The sequence below is a fragment of the Streptomyces sp. NPDC021562 genome (assembly GCF_040640875.1).
In the GTDB taxonomy this organism is placed as follows: domain Bacteria; phylum Actinomycetota; class Actinomycetes; order Streptomycetales; family Streptomycetaceae; genus Streptomyces.
Window position 1 is genome coordinate 45,208 of sequence record NZ_JBFACN010000021.1, and the last position, 21,474, is coordinate 66,681.

Sequence of the window (21,474 nt, forward strand, 5' to 3'; positions counted from 1 at the left end):
TGGCTCCATCGGTAGATCATCGGGTGGCGGAGGCGGCATGGCCGGCAAGAAGGCGGCGGAGCTGCCGCGCAAGGTGTACGAGACGGAACTGCTGCGCTTGCAGACCGAATTGGTGAAACTGCAGGAGTGGGTACGGGCCACGGGTGCACGTCTTGTAGTGATCTTCGAGGGCCGGGACGCCGCGGGCAAAGGCGGCACGATCAAACGGGTGACCGAGCACCTCAACCCGCGCATCGCCCGGATCGCGGCGCTGCCGAAACCGACGGAGCGCGAGCGGACCCAGTGGTACTTCCAGCGGTACGTCGAGCAGCTGCCGGCCGCCGGGGAGATCGTGCTGTTCGACCGGTCCTGGTACAACCGGGCCGGGGTCGAGCGTGTGATGGGCTTCTGCACCAAGGAGGAGCACCAGCTCTTCCTGCGGCACTGCCCGATCTTCGAGCGGATGCTGGTGGAGTCGGGGATCCTGCTGCGCAAGTACTGGTTCTCGGTGAGCGACACCGAGCAGCAGGACAGGTTCCGCAAGCGGCTGGAGGACCCGCTGCGGCGCTGGAAGCTCTCGCCGATGGACCTGGAGTCGATCACCCACTGGGAGGCGTACTCCCGGGCCAAGGACGAGATGCTGGTGCACACCGACATCTCCGAGGCGCCCTGGTACGTCGTGGAGAGCGACGACAAGCGGGCGGCCCGCCTGAACATGATCGCCCACCTGCTCTCGACGGTGCCGTACCACGACGTGCCGCCGCCGGTGCTCGACCTGCCCGAGCGGCCCGCGCCGACCGGGTACCAGCGCCCGCCGCGCGACCTGCAGACCTACGTCCCCGACCACGCCGCGAGTCTGTAACCGGCTCCGGCGCGGGCAGCCGACGCCCCGTACGACCGCTGGGTTCATGTCCGCTGCTCCTCGGAGATCGGCCGGGCGGGCGACCGGCGTGCGGGACGGACGCCGGATCCCCCGGGACCGGGATCCAGCCTGGTGCGCCGAGGCGCCGGACGACAGGGCCCGGTGGTCCCGCACCCGTGCCGTTCGGCCCATGACGGCCTCAGGACACCGAAACGGTCCCCCTCCCGGCGCGGTGGAGCTCACCGGGGCAGGCCGTCGAACCGGTCCCTGCGGCGGGGCCGTTGGCGAGGTGCCGCGCGCCTGCCGGGCGGGCGGGCACCGTCCGGTGGATGCTGGGAGATCACACGGCGGAAGGCGGCGCATGGCCCGGGGCGGAGACGGACACGCGGGACGGCACCGGCTCGCGCCCGGTCTCGCCCTGCTGCTCGGCTACCGGCGTACCTGGCTGAAGGGCGACCTGCTGGCCGGCGCGACCGTCGCCGCGTACCTGGTGCCGCAGGTGATGGCGTACGGGGAGGTGGCCGGGCTGCAGCCGGTCGCGGGGCTGTGGGCGATCCTGCCCGCGCTGGCCCTGTACCCGGTGTTCGGCTCCTCCCGACTGCTGTCGGTGGGCCCGGAGTCGACGACCGCGCTGATGACGGCCACCGTGGTCGGCCCCCTCGCGGCCGGCGCCCCCGCCCGGTACGCCGTGCTGGCCGCGACCCTCGCCGCCACCGTCGGCCTGCTCTGCCTGGTCGCGCGGGCGCTACGCCTCGGTTTCCTCGCCGACCTGCTGTCCCGCCCGGTCCTCATCGGCTATCTGACCGGCGTGGCCCTGATCATGATGGTCGACCAGCTGACCAAGCTCACCGGGGTACCGACGACCGGCACCGCGTTCTTCCCCCAGCTGTGGTCCTTCCTCACCCGTCTGGGAGACGTGCACCCGCCCACCGTCGTCCTCGCGGCACTGGCCCTCACGGTGCTCCTGCTCATCGCCCGGTACGTGCCTGTCCTCCCCGGCCCGCTGCTGGTGGTGGCCCTGGCCACGGCGGCCGTCGCCGTGTTCGGCCTCGACGACCGCTACGGTGTCAAGGTGATCGGCACGGTCCCCTCCGGCCTGCCGGACCTCGCCCTGCCGGACCTCGGCGCGATCCCCCGCCTGGTCCTGCCCGCGCTGGGCGTCCTCCTGGTCGCCTACACGGACTTCATCCTCACCGCGCGCGCCTTCACCGGAGCCGCCCCGGCCGAGGAGCCCACCCTCGACGCGGACCAGGAGTTCCTGGCCCTGGGCGCGGCCAACCTCGGCGCGAGCGCCGTGCACGGCTTCCCGGTGAGCAGCAGCGCCAGCCGCACCGCCCTCGCGGCCTCGGCGGGTGCCCGCAGCCAGGCGTACTCCCTGGTCGCCGGGGCCCTCGTCCTCGCGGTCCTGCTGCTGCTCAGCCCGCTGCTGACCCGCACGCCGTCCGCGGTCCTCGGTGCCCTCGTGGTCTACGCGGCCCTGCGCATGATCGACCTGGCCGGCTTCCGCCGCCTGGCCGCCTTCCGCCGTCGCGAACTCCTGCTGGCCCTGGGCTGCCTGGCCGGGGTCCTCACCCTGGACATCCTGTACGGCGTGCTGGTCGCCGTCGGCCTGTCCGTCGCGGAGCTGCTCACCCGGGTGGCCCGTCCGCACGACGCGGTCGAGGGCCTGGTGCCCGGTCTGGCCGGCATGCACGACATCGACGACTACCCCGCCGCCCGTACGATCCCCGGGCTGCTCGTCTACCGCTACGACTCGCCCCTGTTCTTCGCCAACGCGGAGAACTTCCGGCGCCGGGCGCTGACCGCCGTCGACGAACAGGCCGACCCCGTCCGCTGGTTCGTCCTCAACACCGAGGCCAACGTGGAGGTCGACATCACCGCCCTCGACGCGGTCGACGAGCTCCGCCGCGAACTGGCCGCCCGGGACGTCGTGTTCGCCCTGGCCCGCGTCAAACAGGAACTCCTGGACGACCTCCGGGCCTACGGCCTGGCCGACGCGGTGGGCGCCGACCGGATCTTCCCGACGCTGCCGACGGCGGTGGCGGCGTACCACGAGTGGGCGGCCGCGCAGCACTGACCGGCCCCGGCGGCGGGCGCCGCGGAGGGTGCCCAAGGTCCCGGTCACGGGGACCGCTCGGCCCATGGCGGGGCCGCGGCCGGACCCGCACGCTGGCAGCAGCAGTCAGGAGTTCGCACGCGTTCCCAGGAGGCCCGCCATGAACGCCCCGCCGACCCTCAGCCTGCCGCGCGCCCTGCCCGCCGGTCAGCGGCAACGGCTGATGCACTTCGCCCGGGAGGTCTCCTTCGCCCAGGGGGCCAGGCTCTTCGAGGAGGGCGGCCACGCCGACCGGTTCTGGATCGTGCGGACCGGCCGGGTCGAACTGGACATGCGGGTGCCCGGTCGGCGGGCGGCCGTCATCGAGAGTCTGGGGCCGGGCGAACTGGTCGGATGGTCCTGGCTGTTCGCGCCCCATGTGTGGCACCTGGGGGCCGAGGCCACCACGCCGGTCCGGGCGTACGAGTTCGACGCCACGACGGTGCTCACCCTGTGCCAGGAGGACGCGGAGCTGGGCGCCGCCGTCAGCCAGTGGGTGGGGCAGGTGGTCGGCCACCGCCTGAGCGCGGCCCGTACCCGGCTCCTGAACCTGTACGCCCCGTACGGCGCGGGTACGAGCGTCTGACCCGGGAGGGCGAGGCGCCGGCTCACGTGTCCTGGGAGCGCACCACCACCACCGGGCAGTCGGCGTGCTGCGTCACCTGCATGCTGACGGAACCGAGCAGCGCCCGGGCGAACCCGCCCCGGCCACGGCTGCCGACGACCAGCACCTCGGCCCCCGCGGAGGCCCGCACCAGCACGTCGGCGGCGTTGCCGTGCACCAGACGGGTCGTGACGGACCGCGCTTCCTCGCCGAGGACCTCCGTCAGCTCCTGCCGCATCCGGTCCCGGGCCTCCTCCTGGTCCACGTCCATGTCCACCGCGGGCCCCGACCAGCCGTACAGCCCCGGGAGCTCCCACACGGACACCGCCTCCACGGTGCCGCCGACCAGGCCGGCGTACCGGACCGCCCAGCGCAGGGCTCCGTACGAGGACGACGACCCGTCGACACCGACCACGACTCTGGGCACGGCGACTTCCCTGTCCATCGGTCCCACCTCTCCCACGGCGCGGGCGCCGCCCAGCGGCCCCTTCACACCACGCTGCGCGATACCGCGCCGCGCCGCCAGAGATGCGCCTCCGGCAGGGTCAGCGGACGATGCGGTGGTGCCGGCCGCCGTGCCGCAGGCGGAGCCCGCCGTAGAGGAGGTCGACGGCCAGGACGACGGCGCCGATGACGAACAGGTAGAACAGTCCGTGGGCGGCGAACCCGACGATGCCCAGGACCAGGGCCACGAGTATCAGGAGCAGAAACAGGGTCATCGGCTCTCCTGCCGCTTGGGCCCGGTCAGCGCCGGGCGAGCCGGCGCTCACCGCCGGCGCCGGGGGTGTAGTCGAGGTCGTAGTGCGAGAAGACCGCGGGTTCCTGGACGGCCAGGAGCTCGCCGTCCGTGTCGATCGCAGGGGCCTTCTTGACCACACCCCTGTCGTAGGCCACCTTCAGGTAGCCCGGACCGACGGTCGCCTTCACAAGGGGGACGAACACCAGCCGACGGCGGGTCGGCAGCCCGACCGTGACGGTGGCGTAGAGGGGCAGGTCGGTCGCCGTGTCGACGTAGACCGCCTCCAGGACACCGATTTTGTGACCGCCCGGGTCGACCACGTCATGGCCGCGCCACTCGCGGATGTCGTCTGCTTCGAACATCGCCCACCTCCGGCTGTGCGGGTACCCCCTGAAGGCGGGGTTGACGCACGGCGCGGGGCGCCCGGGTCAGGGCACCACGCGGATGCCGACGATGCAGGTGTCGTCGTCGGTGTCGGACCTGCTGTGGGTCAGCAGGCGGTCCAGCCGCTGCTCCAGGGACCGGGGAACCGTGCGGGCGGCGGTGAGCAGCTGCGCCAGGGACTCCTCGACGGACCGGTCCCGGCGCTCGATCAGGCCGTCCGTGTACATCAGCAGGGTGTCGTCGACGGCGAGCTGCACCTCGTGCTCCTGGTAGGCGGCCTCGGGCACGGCGCCCAGCAGCAGGCCCTGGACGAGCGGCAGCGCTTCCGCCTCGGAGCCGCGTACCAGGACCGGCGGCAGATGGCCCGCGCGGGCCCAGCGCAGGGTGTGGTGGTCGGGGTCGTACAGACCGCACACGGCGGTGGCGGTGACGGAGCCGGTCATGTGGTGGGTCACCATGTTCAGCCAGGTCAGCAGCTGCCCCGGGCCCGCGCCGGTCACGGCGAGCCCGCGCAGCGCGTTGCGCAGGACGACCATGCTGGTGGCCGCCTCGATGCCGTGTCCCGCCACGTCGCCCACGCACAGCAGCACCAGCCCGGACGGCAGTACGACCGCGTCGTACCAGTCGCCGCCGACCAGGTTCTGGGTCTCCGCGGGCCGGTAGCGCACCGCCAGGTCCAGGCCGGGGACCGCCAGCGGGGCCTGCGCGGGCGGCATGATGGCGTGCTGGAGCTGGAGGGTGAGCCGGTTGCGTTCGCTGGCCTGCTGCTCGGTGTGGGCGAGCCGGTCGCGGGTGGCGGCGAGGGCGACCTCGGTCCAGTGGTGTGCGGAGATGTCCTGGTAGGCGCCGCGTACGCCGTACAGCTGGCCGCCGGAGTCGAGGACCGGTTCGGCCACCACCCGGATGTGGCGGGTGACCCCGTCGGGTCGCTGCAGACGGAACGCGGTGGACGCCGGCCGGTGGTGGTGCAGCAGGGTGCGCAGGAAACGGCCGATGGTGACGGCGTCGTCGGGGTGGGCGTGGGCGGCCAGGTCCTCCAGCGGCACGGGGGGTGCGGAGGCGGGCCGGCCGTAGAGGTCGTAGAGCTGGCCGTTCCAGGTGATCTCGCCGGTGAGGACGTTCTCCTCGAAGCCGCCGATGCGGCCCAGCCGCTGGGCGTGCTTGAGCAGGCTGGCCAGGCGGGCGGTCTCGTCCTCGATGCGCCAGATGAGCAGCACGCTGCCGCCGTGCCGGCTGATGTTGAAGTCGGCCACCGCGGCCAGCGGGACGTCGTCGACCAGGGCGGTGAGGCGCATGCGGCGGGCGCGGTAGGGCTCGCCGGTGGCGAAGACGCGCTCGATCCGGTCGAAGAGTTCGCTGTGGCCGGCGACCATCGGGTACGCCTCCAGGAGCAGGGCGTCGTTGATGACGCTCCGGGGCCGGCCGGCGGGGTCCAGGAAACGGCTGTTGACGTGGTGGATGCGGAAGTCGACGAGGTTCCCGTCGGCGTCCAGGTGCGGCACCAGGACCAGGGCCGGGTCGTGGAGTCCTTCGGCGAGGTCGATCAGCTCGGTGACGGCCGGCATCGCCCGCGCGACGGAGTCGCCGTCGAAGGTGCGGGGAGTGTAGGTCTCCAGGGTGTGCGCGCACAGCTCGGCCAGCGCCTCGACCTGCCGGACGATCGGCGGAGAGGGGGTGTCGAGGGGGGTGGGCCAGGCGATCTCCAGGACGCCGTGGATGCGGCCGCCGGTCCCGGCCGGTACGGCGACCCGGCCGCCCTCGGGATGGTGGTGCTGGCCGATGGAGGGCAGGCCGGTCTCGGCGAGGCTGTGGATCCAGTGGCCGCCGCGTTCGGCGAGGCCCCGGCGGGCCACGGTCGCGACGCCCGGGGGCACGTGCCGCCAGCGTCCCGCCTCGGCGGCGGAGAAGCCGGCGTTCCCGGCCAGGGTGAGCGAGCCGTCGGTGCCCAGGGCCCAGATCGCCACGGCCTCCGCGCCCAGCGGGACCAGCGCGTGTTCCAGCAGGGCGTCGGCCACGGCCTGGGTGTCGTCGGCGGCCAGCGCACCGCTCTCGGCGGCCCGCAGCCGTACGCTCGTTGAACCGGAGGTGTCGGTGCGGGCCGCGGTGACCGTGAGGAATTCGGCGGCGACCTCCGAGAACCGGTCCCGTGCGGCCTGGTTGATGACGTCGACCGCGAACTCCAGCGGGGTCACCCCCGCCTGCCCGGCGAGCTCGGCCAGCTGCCGGGCCGCCTGCGCCGGGCCGCAGCCCAGCCGTTCCACGAGAATGCCCTTGGCCATCTCGATCAGCGCACGCCCGTCGGCCTCGGCATGCGCGGCCCGCACCTCACGCCGCAACCGCTCGACGGTCGCCGCGAGCCGCCCGACGGGGGACCGCTCCCCCTCCCCGTCCTCCTCTCCGCCGGGCCCGTCGCCCTGCTGCACGACGGCGACGGACGCCGCACCGCCCACCGGAGTCCGGCCGTCCGCCGGGTCGGGGGTTTCCGTCGTGGCGTGGTCGCCGGCCGAGGCGCCGGAGGCAAGGGGTTCGGGGGGCTGACGGAGATCGCTCACGGTGTTCCTGTTCCTCCGCTGGACGTCACGCCGGCCGCGCTCGCTCACTGCGACAGCCAGCGTCGCACGCGGGCGATGAGGTCGCCCGTGTCGACGGGTTTGGTGACGTAGTCGTTGGCGCCGGACGCGAGGCTCTTCTCCTGGTCGCCCGGCATCGCCTTCGCGGTGACCGCGATGATGGGCAGCTCCGCGTACTGGGACATGGCCCGGATCTCCGCGGTCGCGGCGTACCCGTCCATCTCCGGCATCATCACGTCCATCAGGACCAGGCAGACGTCGGGGTGGGCGAGCAGCATCTCGATGCCCTTGCGGCCGTTGTCGGCGTGCAGGACCTGGAACCCGTGCAGTTCCAGCACCCCGCTGAGGGCGAAGAGGTTGCGCGCGTCGTCGTCGACCACCAGGACCGTCCGGCCGCGGAAGGCGTCGTCGACGACCTGCGCGGCCGGCCGGTGCGGCTCCTCCGTACGGACCAGGGACAGCACGTCCCCGGGCTGTTCGGCGGACAGGTGCAGGGTGATGCGCTCGCGCAGCTCGTCGAGGCTGGACAGGAAGTCCAGCGGCCGCCCCCCGGCGAGGGCCCGCAGCGCCTGCTCCTGCGCCAGCTCCATCCGGTGCCCCGTGTGCACCAGGACGGGCACGCTGGCCAGCGCGGAGTCGCCGCGCATGGCCTCCAGGAAGTCCGCGCCCTCCTTGCCGGGCATGCCCAGTTCCAGGACGACGCAGTGGCAGGGCTCGGCCGCCAGCGTGCTCGCCGCCTCCTGGGCACCGACGGCGGTGATGAGGTCGATCGCCCCGTGCGGGTCACCGGGTTCCTGGGCCAGGTCACTGACGGCCCGTTCGGCGACCAGGGTGAGCAGCCCGCGCGGGCGCTCCTCTATCACCAGCAGCCGCCGCCTGCGGTGCTGTCCGGCGGCCGGGACGGCCTCCGTCAGTTCGAGGGGCGCGTCGGCGTCCCCGGCGGTGACCTCGCCGACGGGGGCGTGCTGGTGCTCCCCCGGCCGGCCGCCGTTCTCCAGCAGTTCCTCGAAGTCCGCGCGGGCGACCGGCAAATACAGGGTGAAGGTGCTGCCCTGTCCGGGGGTGCTGTCGACCGTGACGGCGCCGCCGAGCAGATGGGCGATCTCCCGCGTGATGGACAGGCCCAGTCCGGTCCCCCCGTACTTGCGGCTGGTGGTCCCGTCGGCCTGCTGGAACGCGCCGAAGATGGTCTCCAGTTGCTGGTGCGGGATGCCGATACCGGTGTCGACGACCCGGAAGGCCACCACAGGACCGCCGCGCAGCACCTCCGGCGGCACCTCCCGGTCGGCGGCCGGTTCGATGAGCAGCTGGACGCCGCCCTCCTCGGTGAACTTGACGGCGTTCGACAGCAGGTTGCGCAGGATCTGCCGCAGCCGGGAGTCGTCGGTGAGCAGGTCGGCCGGAGTCCCCGCGGCGGTGGCCACCGTGAACTCCAGACTCTTCTGGGTGGTCATCGGCCGGAAGGTGGCCTCGACGTACTCCAGGAGCTGGCGCAGCGGCACCCGTTCGGGGGCGACGTCCATCTTGCCCGCCTCCACCTTGGACAGGTCGAGGATGTCGTTGATCAGCTGGAGCAGGTCGGAGCCCGCCGAGTGGATGATGCCCGCGTACTCGACCTGCTTCGGGGTGAGGTTGCGCGAGGGGTTCTGCGCCAGCAACTGGGCCAGGATCAGCAGGCTGTTGAGCGGGGTGCGCAGTTCGTGGCTCATGTTGGCCAGGAACTCCGACTTGTACTTGGAGGCCAGCGCCAGCTGCTGCGCCCGGGTCTCCAGTTCCTGCCTGGCCTGCTCGATCTGGAGGTTCTTCGCCTCGATGTCGCGGTTCTGCGAGGCCAGCAGGGAGGCCTTCTCCTCCAGTTCGGCGTTGGAGCGCTGGAGTTCGTCCTGCTGGACCTGCAACTCCTCCGACCTGGCCTGGAGTTCGGAGGTCAGCCGCTGGGACTCCTCCAGGAGCTCGTCGGTGCGGGCGTTGGCCACGATGGTGTTGAGGTTGACGCCGATGGTCGGCATCAACTGGGTCAGGAAGTCCTGGTGGATCTGGGTGAAGCCGGTCAGCGAGGCCAGTTCGATGACCCCGAGGACCTGCTCCTCGACCACGATGGGCAGCACCATCAGGGCCCTGGGCACCGCCTGTCCGAGACCGGAGGAGATGGTCACGTAGCCCTCGGGCAGGTCCTCCACGGTGATGGGCCGCCGGTTGCGCGCGACCTGTCCGACGAGGGAGCGTCCGACGGGGATGCGGGTGGGCCGGTCCGCGTCGTCCGGGTAGCCGTACGACCCCACCAGCCGCAGTTCGTGACCGCGCGGGGTGTCCTCCGCGAGGTAGAACGCGCCGTACTGGGCCGCCGCCAGGGGCGCCAGCTCGTCCATGATCAGCTCGGCCACGACCGGCAGGTCGCGGTGGCCCTGCATGAGGCCGGAGATGCGGGCGAGGTTGGTCTTGAGCCAGTCCTGTTCCTGGTTGGCCCGGGTGGTCTCGCGCAGCGACCCCACCATGGAGTTGATGTTGTCCTTGAGTTCGGCGACCTCGCCGGAGGCCTCCACCGTGATCGAGCGGGTCAGGTCGCCCTCGGCGACGGCGCTGGCGACCTCGGCGATCGCGCGGACCTGCCGGGTGAGGTTCCCGGCCAGTTCGTTGACGTTCTCCGTCAGCCGCTTCCAGGTGCCCTCGACGCCCTCCACCTCGGCCTGCCCGCCGAGCCGGCCCTCGCTGCCGACCTCGCGGGCGACGCGGGTGACCTCGGCGGCGAAGGACGACAGCTGGTCGACCATCGTGTTGATGGTGGTCTTCAGTTCGAGGATCTCGCCGCGGGCGTCGACGTCGATCTTCTTCGACAGGTCGCCGTTGGCCACGGCTGTCGTCACCAGGGCGATGTTGCGGACCTGCCCGGTGAGGTTGTTCGCCATGGAGTTGACGTTGTCCGTGAGGTCCTTCCAGGTGCCGGCCACGTTCGGCACGTGGGCCTGGCCGCCGAGGCGGCCTTCGGTGCCGACCTCGCGTGCGACGCGGGTGACCTCGTCGGCGAACGCGGACAGCGTGTCGACCATGGTGTTGATGACGTCCGCCAGGGCGGCGACCTCGCCCTTGGCCTCCACGGTGATCTTCTGCGAGAGGTCGCCGCGCGCCACGGCCGTGGCGACCTGGGCGATGGAGCGGACCTGCCCGGTCAGGTTGGACGCCATCACGTTGACGTTGTCCGTGAGGTCCTTCCAGGTCCCCGACACGCCCCGCACGATCGCCTGGCCGCCGAGGTTCCCCTCGGTGCCGACCTCGCGGGCGACGCGGGTGACCTCGTCGGCGAACGCGGACAGCTGGTCGACCATCGTGTTGATGGTGTCCTTGAGTTCCAGGATCTCGCCGCGGGCGTCCACGGTGATCTTCTGGGAGAGGTCGCCCTGGGCCACCGCGGTGGCGACCTGGGCGATGGAGCGGACCTGCCCGGTGAGGTTGCCGCCCATGAAGTTCACGGAGTCCGTCAGATCGCGCCAGGTGCCCTTGACGCCCTTGACGTCCGCCTGTCCGCCGAGGCGTCCTTCGGTGCCGACCTCGCGGGCGACCCGGGTGACCTCGTCGGCGAACGCGGACAGCTGGTCGACCATCGTGTTGATGGTGTTCTTCAGCTCCAGGATCTCGCCGCGGGCGTCCACGGTGATCTTCTGCGACAGGTCGCCCTGCGCCACCGCGGTCGTCACCTGAGCGATGTTGCGGACCTGGGAGGTGAGGTTTCCGGCCATGAAATTGACCGAATCGGTCAGGTCGCGCCAGACGCCGCCGACGCCGGGCACCTGCGCCTGGCCGCCGAGGCGTCCCTCGCTGCCGACCTCGCGGGCCACGCGGGTCACCTCGTCGGCGAACGCGGACAGCTGGTCGACCATCGTGTTGACGGTCTCCTTCAGCTGCAGGATCTCCCCGCGCGCGGGCACGTCGATCTTCTGTGACAGATCGCCCTTGGCCACCGCGGTCGCCACCTGGGCGATGTCACGGACCTGCGTGGTCAGGTTGCCCGCCATGGCGTTGACCGAGTCGGTGAGGTCGGCCCAGGTGCCGGAGACACCCGGCACCTCCGCCTGACCGCCCAGGGTGCCCTCGGTGCCCACCTCGCGGGCCACGCGGGTCACTTCCGACGTGAAGAGGGACAACTGGTCCACCATGCCGTTGAAGACCGTGGCGATGTCGCCGAGCAGCCCCGGTCCGTCGGCAGGCAGCCGGGTGCCGAAGTCCCCGTCGCGCACGGCCGTCAGCCCGGCCAGCAGTTGCCGTAGCTCCTGCTCACCCGGCCCCTGCACCTGGGCGCCCACCTTCGTGCCGCTCATGCACACCCTCGTTCCACTCCCCAGGAGTCCCCACCCCGAGGACTCGGAACCACACCAGGGCCGCAAGCCCCACCCACCAGCGGGAATTCCGTGTTCGACGGGTCCGGCAGATGGGAAATCGGTCGCAGATTAACGCACGGAACTGCCCGCGGCCAAAGCCCGCGAGCCCGCGAAAGCGGCCTTCCCGAACGGCCGAAAATCAGGGGTGGCGAGGGCGGCATGAGCGCGCCGGAGCGGGGTACTCGAATGGTTTTTGGGCTGGGGGCCGTCACGCGGCCATGGCGTCCTCGACGGTCGGGTGGCAGGTGACGAGGGCGTCGAGCCCCACCATCTGCACGATGCGCAGCGCAGGCCCCCGGGCCCCCGCGATGCGCAGCCACCCCTGAGCGGCCCGGGTCGTCTGATAGGCGGCGACCAGGGCGTTGATGCCGCTGGAGTCCATGAACGTGACCCCGCTCAGATCGACGACTATCCGCGCCGCGGCCGTGGGGTCGGCCGGCGGCGTGGCCCGGGACAGGGCGCCGGCGCTCTCGTAGTCGACCTCCCCGCGGAGGGTGAGAACGGTGATGCCGTCGGCGTCGGCACGGGTCACGGCCAGCCGTCCCCGGCTCTTTGCTTCCTCGTTGTCTGTCACCTGCGACCTGCGCATTCTCGGACCGGGCTGGGATTCTCCGTAGCCAACGCTGCCCCGGGAAGCGGAACGTGATGCACGGGACGGCGCTGTTTTCTTGCCGACCCGGGAGTAGTACAGGCCATCACCGGGTAAACGCGCGCCCATGAACGGGGTATTGCAGATCGTCGGCAGGGAGCCTGTCCCGCCCGAGGAGTGTTCCCGGATGCCGGAAGCCGCACCTGACGACGTCACCTTCGCACTGGACGGGGCGGACGGCTGTATCGCCGGCGCCCGCCACCGGACGTCGGAGTTCCTGACGCGGGCCCAGTCCGTGCACGGACTTCCGGTGACGGCCCGGACCATGGACCTGGCGCAACTGGTGGTCAGCGAGCTGGTCACCAACGCGCTCAAGTACGCGCCCGGGCCGGTGCTGCTGCGGCTGGGCATCGCCGGGGGCGCGGTGGAGATCGAGGTGTGGGACAGCGATCCGACGCTTCCGCTGGCCAGGGCGGCGGACGCCGGGCGGGTCGGCCAGCACGGTCTGGAGATCGTGCTGGCGGTGGTGCAGGGCTTCGAGGCGCACCGGGAGCCCGTGGGCAAACGGGTCACCGCCCGGCTCGCGCTCTTCGACGACGTGCTGCCGGGACTCGGCCCCTCCGGTGCCGGCGGGGACGGCTGACGGTCGTTCCACCGCGTCCGGGCCGCTCTTCCCCGCGCCACCGCGTCCGGGCCGCTCTTCCCCGCGCCGGGGACACCGGCCCGGACGAGGGGCATGAGCGGCGGAAGCCGGGGCACACGGGGCGCTGTACGACCCATGTGAAGCGTGATGACGCAGGAGGCTTGCGATGCTCATGGCCCACCCCGCCGTGCTGATGAACCTGGTCGAGCAGTACGAGACGCTGCGGGTCCTGAACGCGGACGACGGGTCCGAGGAGGTGCGCTCCCGGATGGCCGACGTCGCCTACACGCTCTGCGTGGCGACCGGCACCAAGGACATCGACGCCGCTCTCATCGCCGCCCGGCACCGGCTCCCCGGTGCCCGCACGGAGGACGACTCCCTGCTCTCGGCCTGACCGGAACGCCCCTCGCTCACTCCACGTCGGCGACGACCGAGCCGACGCGTTCGGCGAGGTGCGGTTCGCGGCGGACCAGGAGCGTGGCGTAGCCGACGGCGGCGAGCAGGGCGGCCAGGGCCACGTACGGGAACCAGCTGTACGGGGCCGGCTGCCCGGGCTTCGCCAGGTAGTAGAGGGGCACGAGGATGGCCAGGGTGCCGGCCGCGGGCAGGACGAGGTGCCGCAGGACGCGGAACTCCTGGGGGCGGTACCGGCGGTAGTACAGCGGCAGGGCGATGTTCGAGGCCAGGTAGACCAGCAGGATGAGGATGGCGCCCAGGCTGGAGGCCTCGGTGAAGAAGACCACGGGATTCATCGGACCGCCGCCCAGGACGTGGCCGAGGCCCCAGCCGCCGATGATCAGCAGCGCGGTGACGGTGAAGGTGATGATCGCGTTGTTCGGCGTACGGCGGGTCGGGTGGACGTAGCCGAAGAAGGACGGCAGCAGGCCCTCCCGGCCGGCGTTGAAGATCAGCCGGGCCTGGGAGTTGATGCCGGCGATCAGGACCCCGAGCGTGGAGGTGAGGCCGCCGACGTAGGCGAGGGCGGCCAGCACGCCGAGGGTGTCCTGGGCGACGTCGATGAAGGGGATGGGCGACGCGCCGAGCCGCCGCACGTCGTAGCCGAAGCCGGTGACGGTGGCGTAGGCGAACAGGATGTAGCTGACGGTCATGATGGCGACGGAGGAGAACACCGCGCGGCCGACGTTGCGGCGCGGGTTCTCGGTCTCCTCCGCGAGCGCCGCGGAGTTCTCCCAGCCGACGAAGAGGAACACCGCGATCGGGAAGCCCGCGGCCAGGCCCCTGAGGCCGTTGGTGATGTGGCCGGGCAGGAACGGGGCGGCGGACAGGGCACCGTGGTGTCCGGCGATCGCGGCGGCGGAGACGACGGCGAGGACGAGCATCTCCACCGCGAAGAAGTAGCCGGCCCACTTCGTGGAGACCACGACCCCGCGCAGCATCAGCAGCACGGCCGCCCCGGTCAGCAGCAGCGTCCAGATGATCCAGGGGAGGTCGAGGCCCGTGTAGTGGTGCAGGGTGATCTGCACGAAGCCACCGGAGATCGCGATGACGGACGCCATCGCGACGATGTAGCCGAGGCCCGCGAGCAGGGCGGTGGTCACGGCGCTGACCGGACCGAAGGTCCGGCCGACGAACGTGATGAAACTGCCTGCCGAGGGGTGGGCCCGGGAGAACTCGGCGAGGGTGTTGCCGAGCAGGGCCACGGCGACCCCGGCGGCGACGATGGTCAGCGGCGAGGCGACGCCCGCGGTCGTGGCCAGGAAGGCGAAGCCGAAGAAGAAGCTCATGGCCGGGCCCACGTTGGCCATGGTGGCGGCCGCGATGTCGGCCATGCCGAGGACGCCGCCGCGCAGTCGCTGCGGGGCGGGGCGGCCCGGTGGGCCCGAGGCCGGCGGGGACCCGGCGGCGGATGCGGGATCGGGCATGACGCCAGCTCCTTCGGGGACGGTCTTCGAGCGGTTGCGGGGGTGAGCGGGGGCGGCCGGGGTCAGGCGGCCCCGGAGCGTGGGCCGGCGTGGGGGTGCGCCTTGACCGCGGCCACCGCGAGGGCCATGTCGCCGCGGGCGAGCTCCTTCAGGAGGTCGGCGTGATGGCGGTTGCGTGCTCGTACCACCTCGGGTTCCGGCGCGGGCAGCAGGAGGCACTGCCGGCCGAGCAGGTCGGCGGCGAACTCACGGATCCCGGGGCCGCCGAGCGTCTGCGCCAGTTCGAGGTGGAAGCGGGCCTCCAGTTCGGGCAGCCGGTCCGGTGCGTCGGCGCGGTCCATCTCCTCGACGAGGGCGCGCAGCCCGTCCAGGCCGCCGTCCGGGATCTCCCCGGCGGCGTGGGAGACCAGGCCGCACTCCAGCAGCAGGTGGAAGGCGTCCAGTGCGGCCCCCTCCGCGGGATCGTGCAGGACGGCGGCGACGGAGTCCCACTCCCGGGCCACGAAGGTGCCGCCGGACCTGCCCCTGCGCCGGTCCAGGAGGCCGTCCTGGCACATGCCCTCCAGGGCGCGGCGCACGGTGATCTCACCTATGCCGAGCTCCTCGGCGAGGACTCCGGCGTCCGGCAGCCGGTCCCCCGGCGCCTCGGACTTGAGGCGCACCCGCAGGGCGATCCGGGAGCGGACCAGCTCCGCTCCGGGCCGTACGGGGCCCGGCCCGCTGTAGGGGCCGAACTTGCCCCCTGTATTCACCACGACGCCACCCTAACGGCGACCTTGCGGACGCAGCCCAACGCTGAAGCGAAAAATAGAGCAAGGTGAACATTTAAACAAGACTGTTTTTTTAGATCGTCGTGAACTAATTTTCGTGACCGCTCTGGTCCGCACTCCCCCATGGATGTCGAGATGACCACAACCCTCCCCGCAAGCCCGCCCACCGAGCCCGGTCTGAAGGCCGGGCTCAAGAACCGCCACCTGTCGATGATCGCCATCGGCGGGGTGATCGGCGCCGGCCTGTTCGTCGGCTCGGGGTCCGGCATCGCCGCCGCCGGCCCCGGCATCCTCATCTCGTACGCGCTGGTCGGCGTCCTCGTCGTGCTCGTGATGCGCATGCTGGGCGAGATGGCCGCCGCCAACCCCACCTCCGGCTCGTTCTCCGCCTACGCCGACCGGGCCCTCGGGCGCTGGGCCGGTTTCACCATCGGCTGGCTGTACTGGTTCTTCTGGGTCGTCGTGCTCGCCGTCGAGGCGACCGCCGGGGCGAAGATCCTCGCCGGGTGGATCCCGGCGGTCCCGCAGTGGGGCTGGGCGCTGATCGTGATGCTCGTGCTGACGGCCAGCAACCTCGCCTCGGTCAGCTCGTACGGCGAGTTCGAGTTCTGGTTCGCGGGCATCAAGGTCGTGGCCATCGCCGCGTTCATCGTCGTCGGCGGTCTGGCCCTGTTCGGGCTGCTGCCCGGCTCCGACCACCCGGCCTCGGGGTTCTCGAACCTGACCGCGCACGGCGGCTTCCTGCCGCACGGCCCCGGCGCGATCCTCACCGGTGTCCTGATGGTGGTCTTCTCGTTCATGGGCAGTGAGATCGTCACCCTCGCGGCCGGCGAGTCGGCCGACCCGCGCGGTGCGGTCGCCAAGGCCACCAACAGCGTCATCTGGCGTATCGCCGTCTTCTACCTCGGTTCGATCCTGATCGTGGTGTCGCTGCTGCGCTGGGACGACCCGGCGATCCTCAAGAACGGCTCGTACGTCGCCGCGCTCAGCTCGATCGGCATCCCGCACGCCGCGCAGATCATGAACGCGATCGTGCTGACCTCGGTGCTGTCCTGTCTGAACTCCGGTCTGTACACCGCCTCCCGGATGGCGTTCTCGCTCGGCGGCCGCAACGACGCCCCGGCGGCCTTCGCCCGCACCACCGACCGCGGGGTCCCGCGCAGCGCCATCCTGGCCTCGGTGGTCTTCGGCTTCGTCGCCGTCGCCTTCAACTACCTCTGGCCGGACACCGTCTTCCAGTTCCTGCTGAACTCCTCCGGCGCGATCGCCCTGTTCGTCTGGCTGGTCATCTGCTTCTCCCAGCTGCGCCTGCGGAAGATCATCCAGGCCGAGGAGCCGGAGAAGCTCGTCGTGCGGATGTGGCTCTACCCGTACCTGACGTGGGCCACCATCGCCCTGATCACCTTCGTGCTGGGCTACATGCTCACCGACACGAGCGCGGGCGGTGGCCGCGACCAGGTGGTCCTGTCCACCCTGGTGGCGGTGGGCGTCGTGGTCTTCGCCCTGGTCCGGCAGCGCGTCACCGCCCGGACACGGTGACCGGACGCCGTCAGGCGTCGCCGTAGGCCTCCCCGCCGAGCTCCAGGCTCGCCGTGCCCGCCGTGGCGTCGGCGAGCCAGCCGCGGAAGGCGTCCACGTCGGCGTCGGGGAGGCCGATCTCGATGGTCACCGCCTCGCCGTAGCGCACGTCGCGGACCTCGCGGCCGGTGGCCCGCAGGTCGTTCTGGACCTTGCCGGCGCGCTGGTGGTCGACGGTCACCGTGGCCAGCCGGAAGCGGCGGCGGGTGAGCGTGCCGAGTTCGTCGAGGGCCTCGCCGACCGCCCCGCCGTAGGCACGGATGAGGCCGCCCGCGCCGAGCTTGACGCCGCCGTAGTACCGGGTGACGACGGCGACGACGTAGCGCATCTCGCGGCGCAGCAGCATCTGGAGCATGGGGACCCCGGCGGTGCCGCCGGGTTCGCCGTCGTCGCTGGCCTTCTGGACGGAGGCGTCGGCGCCGATGACGTACGCCCAGCAGTTGTGGCTGGCGTCGGCGTGCTCCTTGCGGATCGCCGCGACGAAGTCCTGGGCCTCCCGCTCGTCGGCCGCCGGGGCGAGGGCGCACAGGAAACGGGAACGGTTGACCTCGGTCTCGTGCACGCCCGCGCGGGCGACTGTGCGGTACTGGTCCTGCATCCGCCCAGCCTATGCGGCCACGGGTCAGGCCTTTCTCCCCCGGGCCACCGTCACCTCCGTCAGCAGCGCGGCTCCCGGGCCCAGCTCCGTCCACTTCGTCCCGTGCCAGGCGAGGACCGCGATGGCCGACGTCGGGAACTTCGCGCGGACCTGGTCCAGGGTGTCGTCCAGGCCGCCCCCCGCCAGTTCCAGGACCAGTTCCTCGAGCCCCGGGTTGTGCCCGACCAGCAGCAGCGTCTCCACCTCGGGCGGCGCCTCGCGCACGACCTCCAGCAGCTCGGGCACGTCGGCCGCGTAGACCCGGCCGTCGTAGCGGACCGGCGGCGGTGTGCCCCACTGCCCGGCCGCCAGCTCCCAGGTCTGCCGGGTACGCACCGCGGTCGAGCAGATCGCGAGGTCGGGCAGGCAGTCGGACGCGGCGAGGGCCCGGCCGGCCGCGGGCGCGTCCCGGCGGCCGCGGGCCGCGAGCGGGCGCAGCTCGTCGGGGACGCCCTCGGGCCAGGACGACTTGGCGTGCCGCAGGACGACCAGGCGGCGCAGCGGGCCCGCGCCCGCCCGGGCGGTCACGCCGGCCTCCCGAGGTCGCGGGTGAGGTCGAGGGCGAGCAGCCGGTCGGCGTAGGCACAGGTCTCGAAGCGGGCGCCGTCCGGGATCTCGGCCTGGCTCTCCATCCAGCGCAGCACACCGAGGACGCCGGGTACGTCGAGGTCGTCCTCCCAGGCGTCCCGCAGCCGCCCCCGCACCTTCTCGGGCACCGGCCGGGAGGGGCTGCGCGCCCATCCGGCGACCGACTGCCGCAACCGTCCGAGCCGCCGTCCGGCCTCGTCGAGGGCGCCGGCGGCGAGGTGGACGGCCGTGCGGCGCGGGGCGTCGAGCAGGGCGAGCCGGAGCGCGGCGGGGTCGGCGAGCCCGTTCAGGGCGTCGGCGTCCGGTCCGTCGGCGGGGGCGACCGCCACGGTCACCCCGGTGCCGGGCACGGGCGCGTCCCGCGCCGTCACGTGGACGACCTGGGCCTCGCCGAGTCCGGAGGCGAGGTCGCGGCCGTCCTCGAAGGGGCGGATACCGAGGGCGGTGGCGGCGGCGTGCAGTTCCGCCTGGTGACGGTCGGCGGTGAGCAGCGGCAGGACCGGGGTGCCGCCGAGCTCCAGGGCGCGCAGCAGGAGGTCGGTGGTGAGCAGGACCCGCAGCCCGGTCAGGTCGCGCCCGCGGACATGGGCCTCGACCCGGGTCAGGGCACGTCGGGCGGGGGCGGCGGGGACGGTCTCACCGGTCTTGGCGTCGAGAATGCGCAGCACGGGCTGAGCGTAGGCGTGCGGAGGGCCGTACGCAGTCACCTTGCCACGATTCCGGTCACCGTGGCGGGACATACGGGACATGCGACGCCCACCGTGTCACTTGGACCGCCCCGCGCCGGGGAATCACGGTCGGCCGCAGGGGGTTGGCCACGGCAGACGGTCCCCGAGCAGAGGAGGCAGCCGGTGTACGGCGACGCAGAGACGGTCACCAGGATCCTGACCGGTACGGGTGACACCTGGGCGGTGGTCGGCCTGTCGTCCAACCGGGGGCGGGCGGCGTACGGGGTGGCGCAGGTGCTGCAGCGGTTCGGCAAGCGGATCGTGCCGGTCCACCCGAAGGCGGAGACGGTGCACGGCGAGCGGGGCTACGCGTCGCTCGCGGAGATCCCCTTCGGCGTCGACGTGGTGGACGTCTTCGTCAACAGCGAGCTGGCCGGTGCGGTGGCGGACGAGGCGGTGGCGAAGGGCGCGAAGGCGGTCTGGTTCCAGCTGGGAGTGGTGGACGAGGCCGCGTACGGGCGGGTGCGGGCCGCCGGGCTGGACATGGTCATGGACCGCTGCCCGGCCATCGAAATTCCGCGGCTGAGCGGGATTTGAGCTTGATCTGAGCTTTCTGTCTTACCCTCTTCTCACAATCCGCAGCTGAATACGGACATTCCGCGACCCTCGCTCACCTGCGCAAAAGCTTTGGCCAAGACAGACAAGATCGAGGGTCAAATCTTCGACAAGGCTCTTCTGTCGTTCCGGAACTCGCCCTTAAGTTGTGCCCTCTTGCTCGTTAAATCTGCGTTCAGAAACTGAGAGGCCACTTGACATGGTGAGTGTCGAGAAACCCGCGACGGAGGACACCCGGCCTTCGGGCGGGCTGAGGCGGGACGTCGGCCTGATCGGCCTGATGTGGGCCTCGGTGGGCTCGATCATCGGATCCGGCTGGCTCTACGGCGCACAGAAAGCCGTCGTGGAGGCAGGCCCCGCGGCGATCATCTCGTGGGTGATCGGCGCCATCGCGATCGTACTGCTGGCCCTGGTGCACGCCGAACTCGGCGGCATGTTCCCGGTGGCGGGCGGTACGGCCCGCTACCCGCACTACGCCTTCGGCGGGCTGGCCGGCATGTCCTTCGGCTGGTTCTCCTGGCTGCAGGCCGCGACCGTGGCCCCGATCGAGGTCGAAGCCATGATCGGTTACGCCGGCCACTGGAAGTGGGCACAGCACCTGCAGCACGCCAACGGGACCCTGACCCACACCGGTCTGCTGGTGGCGGTCGTGCTGATGGCCCTGTTCGTGGGAGTGAACTTCCTCGGCGTGCGGGTGCTCGCGCACACCAACAGCGCCGCAACCTGGTGGAAGATCGCCGTGCCGCTGGCCGCGATCTTCATCATCGCGGTCGGCAACTTCCACCCGTCCAACTTCCACTCCGAGGGCTTCGCTCCCTTCGGCGCCAAGGGTGTCCTCGCCGCGATCAGCACCAGCGGCATCATCTTCGCGCTGCTGGGCTTCGAGCAGGCCATCCAGCTGGCCGGGGAGAGCCGCAACCCGAAGAAGGACCTGCCGCGCGCCACGCTCGGCTCGGTCGCGATCGGCGCCGTCATCTACGTCCTGCTCCAGGTCGTGTTCATCGCCGCGCTGCCGCACGCCAGCTTCGCGCACGGCTGGGCCAACCTGGCCTACAAGGGCATCAGCGGCCCGTGGGCCGGACTCGCCAGCCTGGTGGGCCTCGGCTGGCTGGCGTGGGTCCTCTACCTCGACGCGATCATCTCCCCCGGCGGCACCGGCCTGATCTACACCACCGCCACCTCGCGCGTCTCCTACGGCCTGGCGAAGAACGGCTACGCGCCGAAGCTCTTCAGCAGGACCGACGCCCGGGGCGTGCCGTGGTTCGGTCTGATCATGTCCTTCGTGACCGGTGTGATCTGCTTCCTGCCGTTCCCGAGCTGGCAGCAGCTGGTCGGCTTCATCACCTCCGCGAGCGTGCTGATGTACGCCGGTGCGCCGCTGGCGTACGGCGTCTTCACCGACAAGCTGCCGCACCTGGAGCGTCCGTACCGGCTGCCCTTCGGAAAGGTGATCTCCCCGGTGTCGTTCGTGGTCGCCAACCTGATCATCTACTGGTCGGGCTGGGGCACCCTGTGGCGGCTCGGCATCGCGATCGTCCTCGGCTACCTGCTGCTCGGCGGCTACGCGCTCTACGCGGTCAACAAGAACCTGCCGGACGCGCCCAGGCTGGACTTCAAGGCCGCCCAGTGGCTGCCGGTCTACCTGGTCGGCATGGGTCTGATCTCCTGGCAGGGCAGTTTCGGCGGCCAGGGACACATCGCCCTGTGGTGGGACATCCTGGTGATCGCCGCCTTCTCGGTCGTCGTCTACTACTGGGCGAAGGCGACCGCCTCCACGACGGAGGACATCGAGCGCAGCATCGACGAGGTCGTGGTCACCGACGCCCCGGCGCACTGACCCGGCACACCCCTTGCGTCCCGTCGGCCACGGTGGCACTGCCGTGGCCGACGGGACCCC

Annotated in this window: 19 protein-coding genes; 8 read left to right on the top strand and 11 right to left on the bottom strand. The window is 71.8% G+C overall.

Going from position 1 to position 21,474, the window contains the following annotated elements:
* The first annotated feature begins 37 nt into the window (after positions 1–37).
* From ppk2 to AB0G52_RS29065, 3 genes are all read left to right on the top strand, one after another.
* Complete coding sequence (gene ppk2 / locus AB0G52_RS29055) at positions 38–841, top strand: polyphosphate kinase 2 (RefSeq protein ID WP_132887814.1); 804 nt, start codon at positions 38–40, stop codon at positions 839–841.
* Between the two features lie 361 nt (positions 842–1,202).
* On the top strand, positions 1,203–2,918 hold the full coding sequence (sulP, locus tag AB0G52_RS29060) for a sulfate permease (protein WP_361340150.1): 1,716 nt from the start codon (positions 1,203–1,205) through the stop codon (positions 2,916–2,918).
* A 139-nt stretch (positions 2,919–3,057) separates the two neighbouring features.
* The gene (locus AB0G52_RS29065; protein WP_132887812.1) at positions 3,058–3,522 is read left to right on the top strand and encodes a cyclic nucleotide-binding domain-containing protein; all 465 of its coding nucleotides are present in this window, start codon (positions 3,058–3,060) and stop codon (positions 3,520–3,522) included.
* Between the two features lie 22 nt (positions 3,523–3,544).
* Here the strand turns inward: AB0G52_RS29065 and AB0G52_RS29070 are convergent, their stop codons facing one another.
* The 6 genes from AB0G52_RS29070 to AB0G52_RS29095 all read right to left on the bottom strand — a co-directional run bounded on the left by AB0G52_RS29070 (position 3,545) and on the right by AB0G52_RS29095 (position 12,180).
* Positions 3,545–3,985, bottom strand: a complete 441-nt coding sequence (locus AB0G52_RS29070) for a universal stress protein (RefSeq protein WP_132887811.1) — start codon at positions 3,983–3,985, stop codon at positions 3,545–3,547.
* A 100-nt stretch (positions 3,986–4,085) separates the two neighbouring features.
* Positions 4,086–4,259 carry a hypothetical protein gene (locus tag AB0G52_RS29075; RefSeq protein ID WP_165939287.1) on the bottom strand — a complete coding sequence of 58 codons (174 nt, stop codon included), beginning with the start codon at positions 4,257–4,259 and terminating at the stop codon, positions 4,086–4,088.
* A 25-nt stretch (positions 4,260–4,284) separates the two neighbouring features.
* The gene (locus tag AB0G52_RS29080) at positions 4,285–4,641 is read right to left on the bottom strand and encodes a PRC-barrel domain-containing protein (protein WP_361340155.1); all 357 of its coding nucleotides are present in this window, start codon (positions 4,639–4,641) and stop codon (positions 4,285–4,287) included.
* A 66-nt stretch (positions 4,642–4,707) separates the two neighbouring features.
* Positions 4,708–7,086 carry a SpoIIE family protein phosphatase gene (locus AB0G52_RS29085; protein ID WP_361340318.1) on the bottom strand — a complete coding sequence of 793 codons (2,379 nt, stop codon included), beginning with the start codon at positions 7,084–7,086 and terminating at the stop codon, positions 4,708–4,710.
* 173 nt (positions 7,087–7,259) lie between these two features.
* Complete coding sequence (locus AB0G52_RS29090) at positions 7,260–11,546, bottom strand: HAMP domain-containing protein (RefSeq protein WP_132887808.1); 4,287 nt, start codon at positions 11,544–11,546, stop codon at positions 7,260–7,262.
* A 268-nt stretch (positions 11,547–11,814) separates the two neighbouring features.
* Entirely contained in the window at positions 11,815–12,180 is a 366-nt protein-coding gene (locus AB0G52_RS29095; RefSeq protein ID WP_361340158.1) for an STAS domain-containing protein, read from the bottom strand.
* A gap of 202 nt (positions 12,181–12,382) precedes the next feature.
* On the opposite strand from AB0G52_RS29095, the gene AB0G52_RS29100 reads away from it, so the two are divergent.
* Positions 12,383–12,838, top strand: a complete 456-nt coding sequence (locus AB0G52_RS29100; protein ID WP_361340161.1) for an ATP-binding protein — start codon at positions 12,383–12,385, stop codon at positions 12,836–12,838.
* A 166-nt stretch (positions 12,839–13,004) separates the two neighbouring features.
* The gene (locus AB0G52_RS29105) at positions 13,005–13,232 is read left to right on the top strand and encodes a DUF5133 domain-containing protein (protein WP_132887805.1); all 228 of its coding nucleotides are present in this window, start codon (positions 13,005–13,007) and stop codon (positions 13,230–13,232) included.
* Positions 13,233–13,248: 16 nt separating this feature from the next.
* On the opposite strand, the gene AB0G52_RS29110 is transcribed toward AB0G52_RS29105, so the two are convergent.
* A complete protein-coding gene (locus AB0G52_RS29110) occupies positions 13,249–14,721 on the bottom strand; it encodes an APC family permease (RefSeq protein WP_132887804.1) in 1,473 nt (490 codons plus the stop codon).
* A 62-nt stretch (positions 14,722–14,783) separates the two neighbouring features.
* Complete coding sequence (locus tag AB0G52_RS29115) at positions 14,784–15,476, bottom strand: FCD domain-containing protein (RefSeq protein WP_132887803.1); 693 nt, start codon at positions 15,474–15,476, stop codon at positions 14,784–14,786.
* Between the two features lie 150 nt (positions 15,477–15,626).
* Here AB0G52_RS29115 and AB0G52_RS29120 point away from each other — a divergent pair, with 150 nt between their 5' ends.
* The gene (locus AB0G52_RS29120) at positions 15,627–17,030 is read left to right on the top strand and encodes an amino acid permease (protein ID WP_132887802.1); all 1,404 of its coding nucleotides are present in this window, start codon (positions 15,627–15,629) and stop codon (positions 17,028–17,030) included.
* Between the two features lie 10 nt (positions 17,031–17,040).
* On the opposite strand, the gene AB0G52_RS29125 is transcribed toward AB0G52_RS29120, so the two are convergent.
* From AB0G52_RS29125 to AB0G52_RS29135, 3 genes are read right to left on the bottom strand one after another with little or no spacing between them, the layout of a single operon-like run.
* Positions 17,041–17,667 (bottom strand): YigZ family protein, encoded by a 627-nt coding sequence (locus tag AB0G52_RS29125; protein ID WP_132887801.1) that lies wholly within the window; start codon positions 17,665–17,667, stop codon positions 17,041–17,043.
* A 24-nt stretch (positions 17,668–17,691) separates the two neighbouring features.
* Positions 17,692–18,234, bottom strand: a complete 543-nt coding sequence (locus tag AB0G52_RS29130) for a histidine phosphatase family protein (protein ID WP_132887800.1) — start codon at positions 18,232–18,234, stop codon at positions 17,692–17,694.
* Entirely contained in the window at positions 18,231–18,962 is a 732-nt protein-coding gene (locus AB0G52_RS29135; protein WP_207921657.1) for a hypothetical protein, read from the bottom strand. Before AB0G52_RS29135 ends, AB0G52_RS29130 begins: the two co-directional genes overlap by 4 nt.
* A 183-nt stretch (positions 18,963–19,145) precedes the next feature.
* Between AB0G52_RS29135 and AB0G52_RS29140 the strand changes: the two genes are divergently transcribed.
* Both AB0G52_RS29140 and AB0G52_RS29145 read left to right on the top strand, forming a co-directional pair.
* Entirely contained in the window at positions 19,146–19,559 is a 414-nt protein-coding gene (locus AB0G52_RS29140) for a CoA-binding protein (RefSeq protein ID WP_132887798.1), read from the top strand.
* A gap of 217 nt (positions 19,560–19,776) precedes the next feature.
* Positions 19,777–21,414, top strand: coding sequence for an APC family permease (locus tag AB0G52_RS29145; RefSeq protein WP_132887797.1), 1,638 nt, complete (start codon positions 19,777–19,779; stop codon positions 21,412–21,414).
* Positions 21,415–21,474 lie beyond the last annotated feature (60 nt).

Excerpts from the sequence above, each read along its gene's own strand:
- AB0G52_RS29070 (WP_132887811.1), bottom strand. The coding sequence starts at position 3,985 with ATGGACAGGGAAGTCGCCGTGCCCAGAGTCGTGGTCGGTGTCGACGGG.
- ppk2 (WP_132887814.1), top strand. The coding sequence starts at position 38 with ATGGCCGGCAAGAAGGCGGCGGAGCTGCCGCGCAAGGTGTACGAGACG.
- AB0G52_RS29080 (WP_361340155.1), bottom strand. The coding sequence starts at position 4,641 with ATGTTCGAAGCAGACGACATCCGCGAGTGGCGCGGCCATGACGTGGTC.
- AB0G52_RS29125 (WP_132887801.1), bottom strand. The coding sequence starts at position 17,667 with ATGCAGGACCAGTACCGCACAGTCGCCCGCGCGGGCGTGCACGAGACC.
- AB0G52_RS29090 (WP_132887808.1), bottom strand. The coding sequence starts at position 11,546 with ATGAGCGGCACGAAGGTGGGCGCCCAGGTGCAGGGGCCGGGTGAGCAG.
- AB0G52_RS29100 (WP_361340161.1), top strand. The coding sequence starts at position 12,383 with ATGCCGGAAGCCGCACCTGACGACGTCACCTTCGCACTGGACGGGGCG.
- AB0G52_RS29075 (WP_165939287.1), bottom strand. The coding sequence starts at position 4,259 with ATGACCCTGTTTCTGCTCCTGATACTCGTGGCCCTGGTCCTGGGCATC.
- AB0G52_RS29105 (WP_132887805.1), top strand. The coding sequence starts at position 13,005 with ATGCTCATGGCCCACCCCGCCGTGCTGATGAACCTGGTCGAGCAGTAC.
- sulP (WP_361340150.1), top strand. The coding sequence starts at position 1,203 with ATGGCCCGGGGCGGAGACGGACACGCGGGACGGCACCGGCTCGCGCCC.
- AB0G52_RS29120 (WP_132887802.1), top strand. The coding sequence starts at position 15,627 with ATGACCACAACCCTCCCCGCAAGCCCGCCCACCGAGCCCGGTCTGAAG.
- AB0G52_RS29145 (WP_132887797.1), top strand. The coding sequence starts at position 19,777 with ATGGTGAGTGTCGAGAAACCCGCGACGGAGGACACCCGGCCTTCGGGC.
- AB0G52_RS29110 (WP_132887804.1), bottom strand. The coding sequence starts at position 14,721 with ATGCCCGATCCCGCATCCGCCGCCGGGTCCCCGCCGGCCTCGGGCCCA.
- AB0G52_RS29065 (WP_132887812.1), top strand. The coding sequence starts at position 3,058 with ATGAACGCCCCGCCGACCCTCAGCCTGCCGCGCGCCCTGCCCGCCGGT.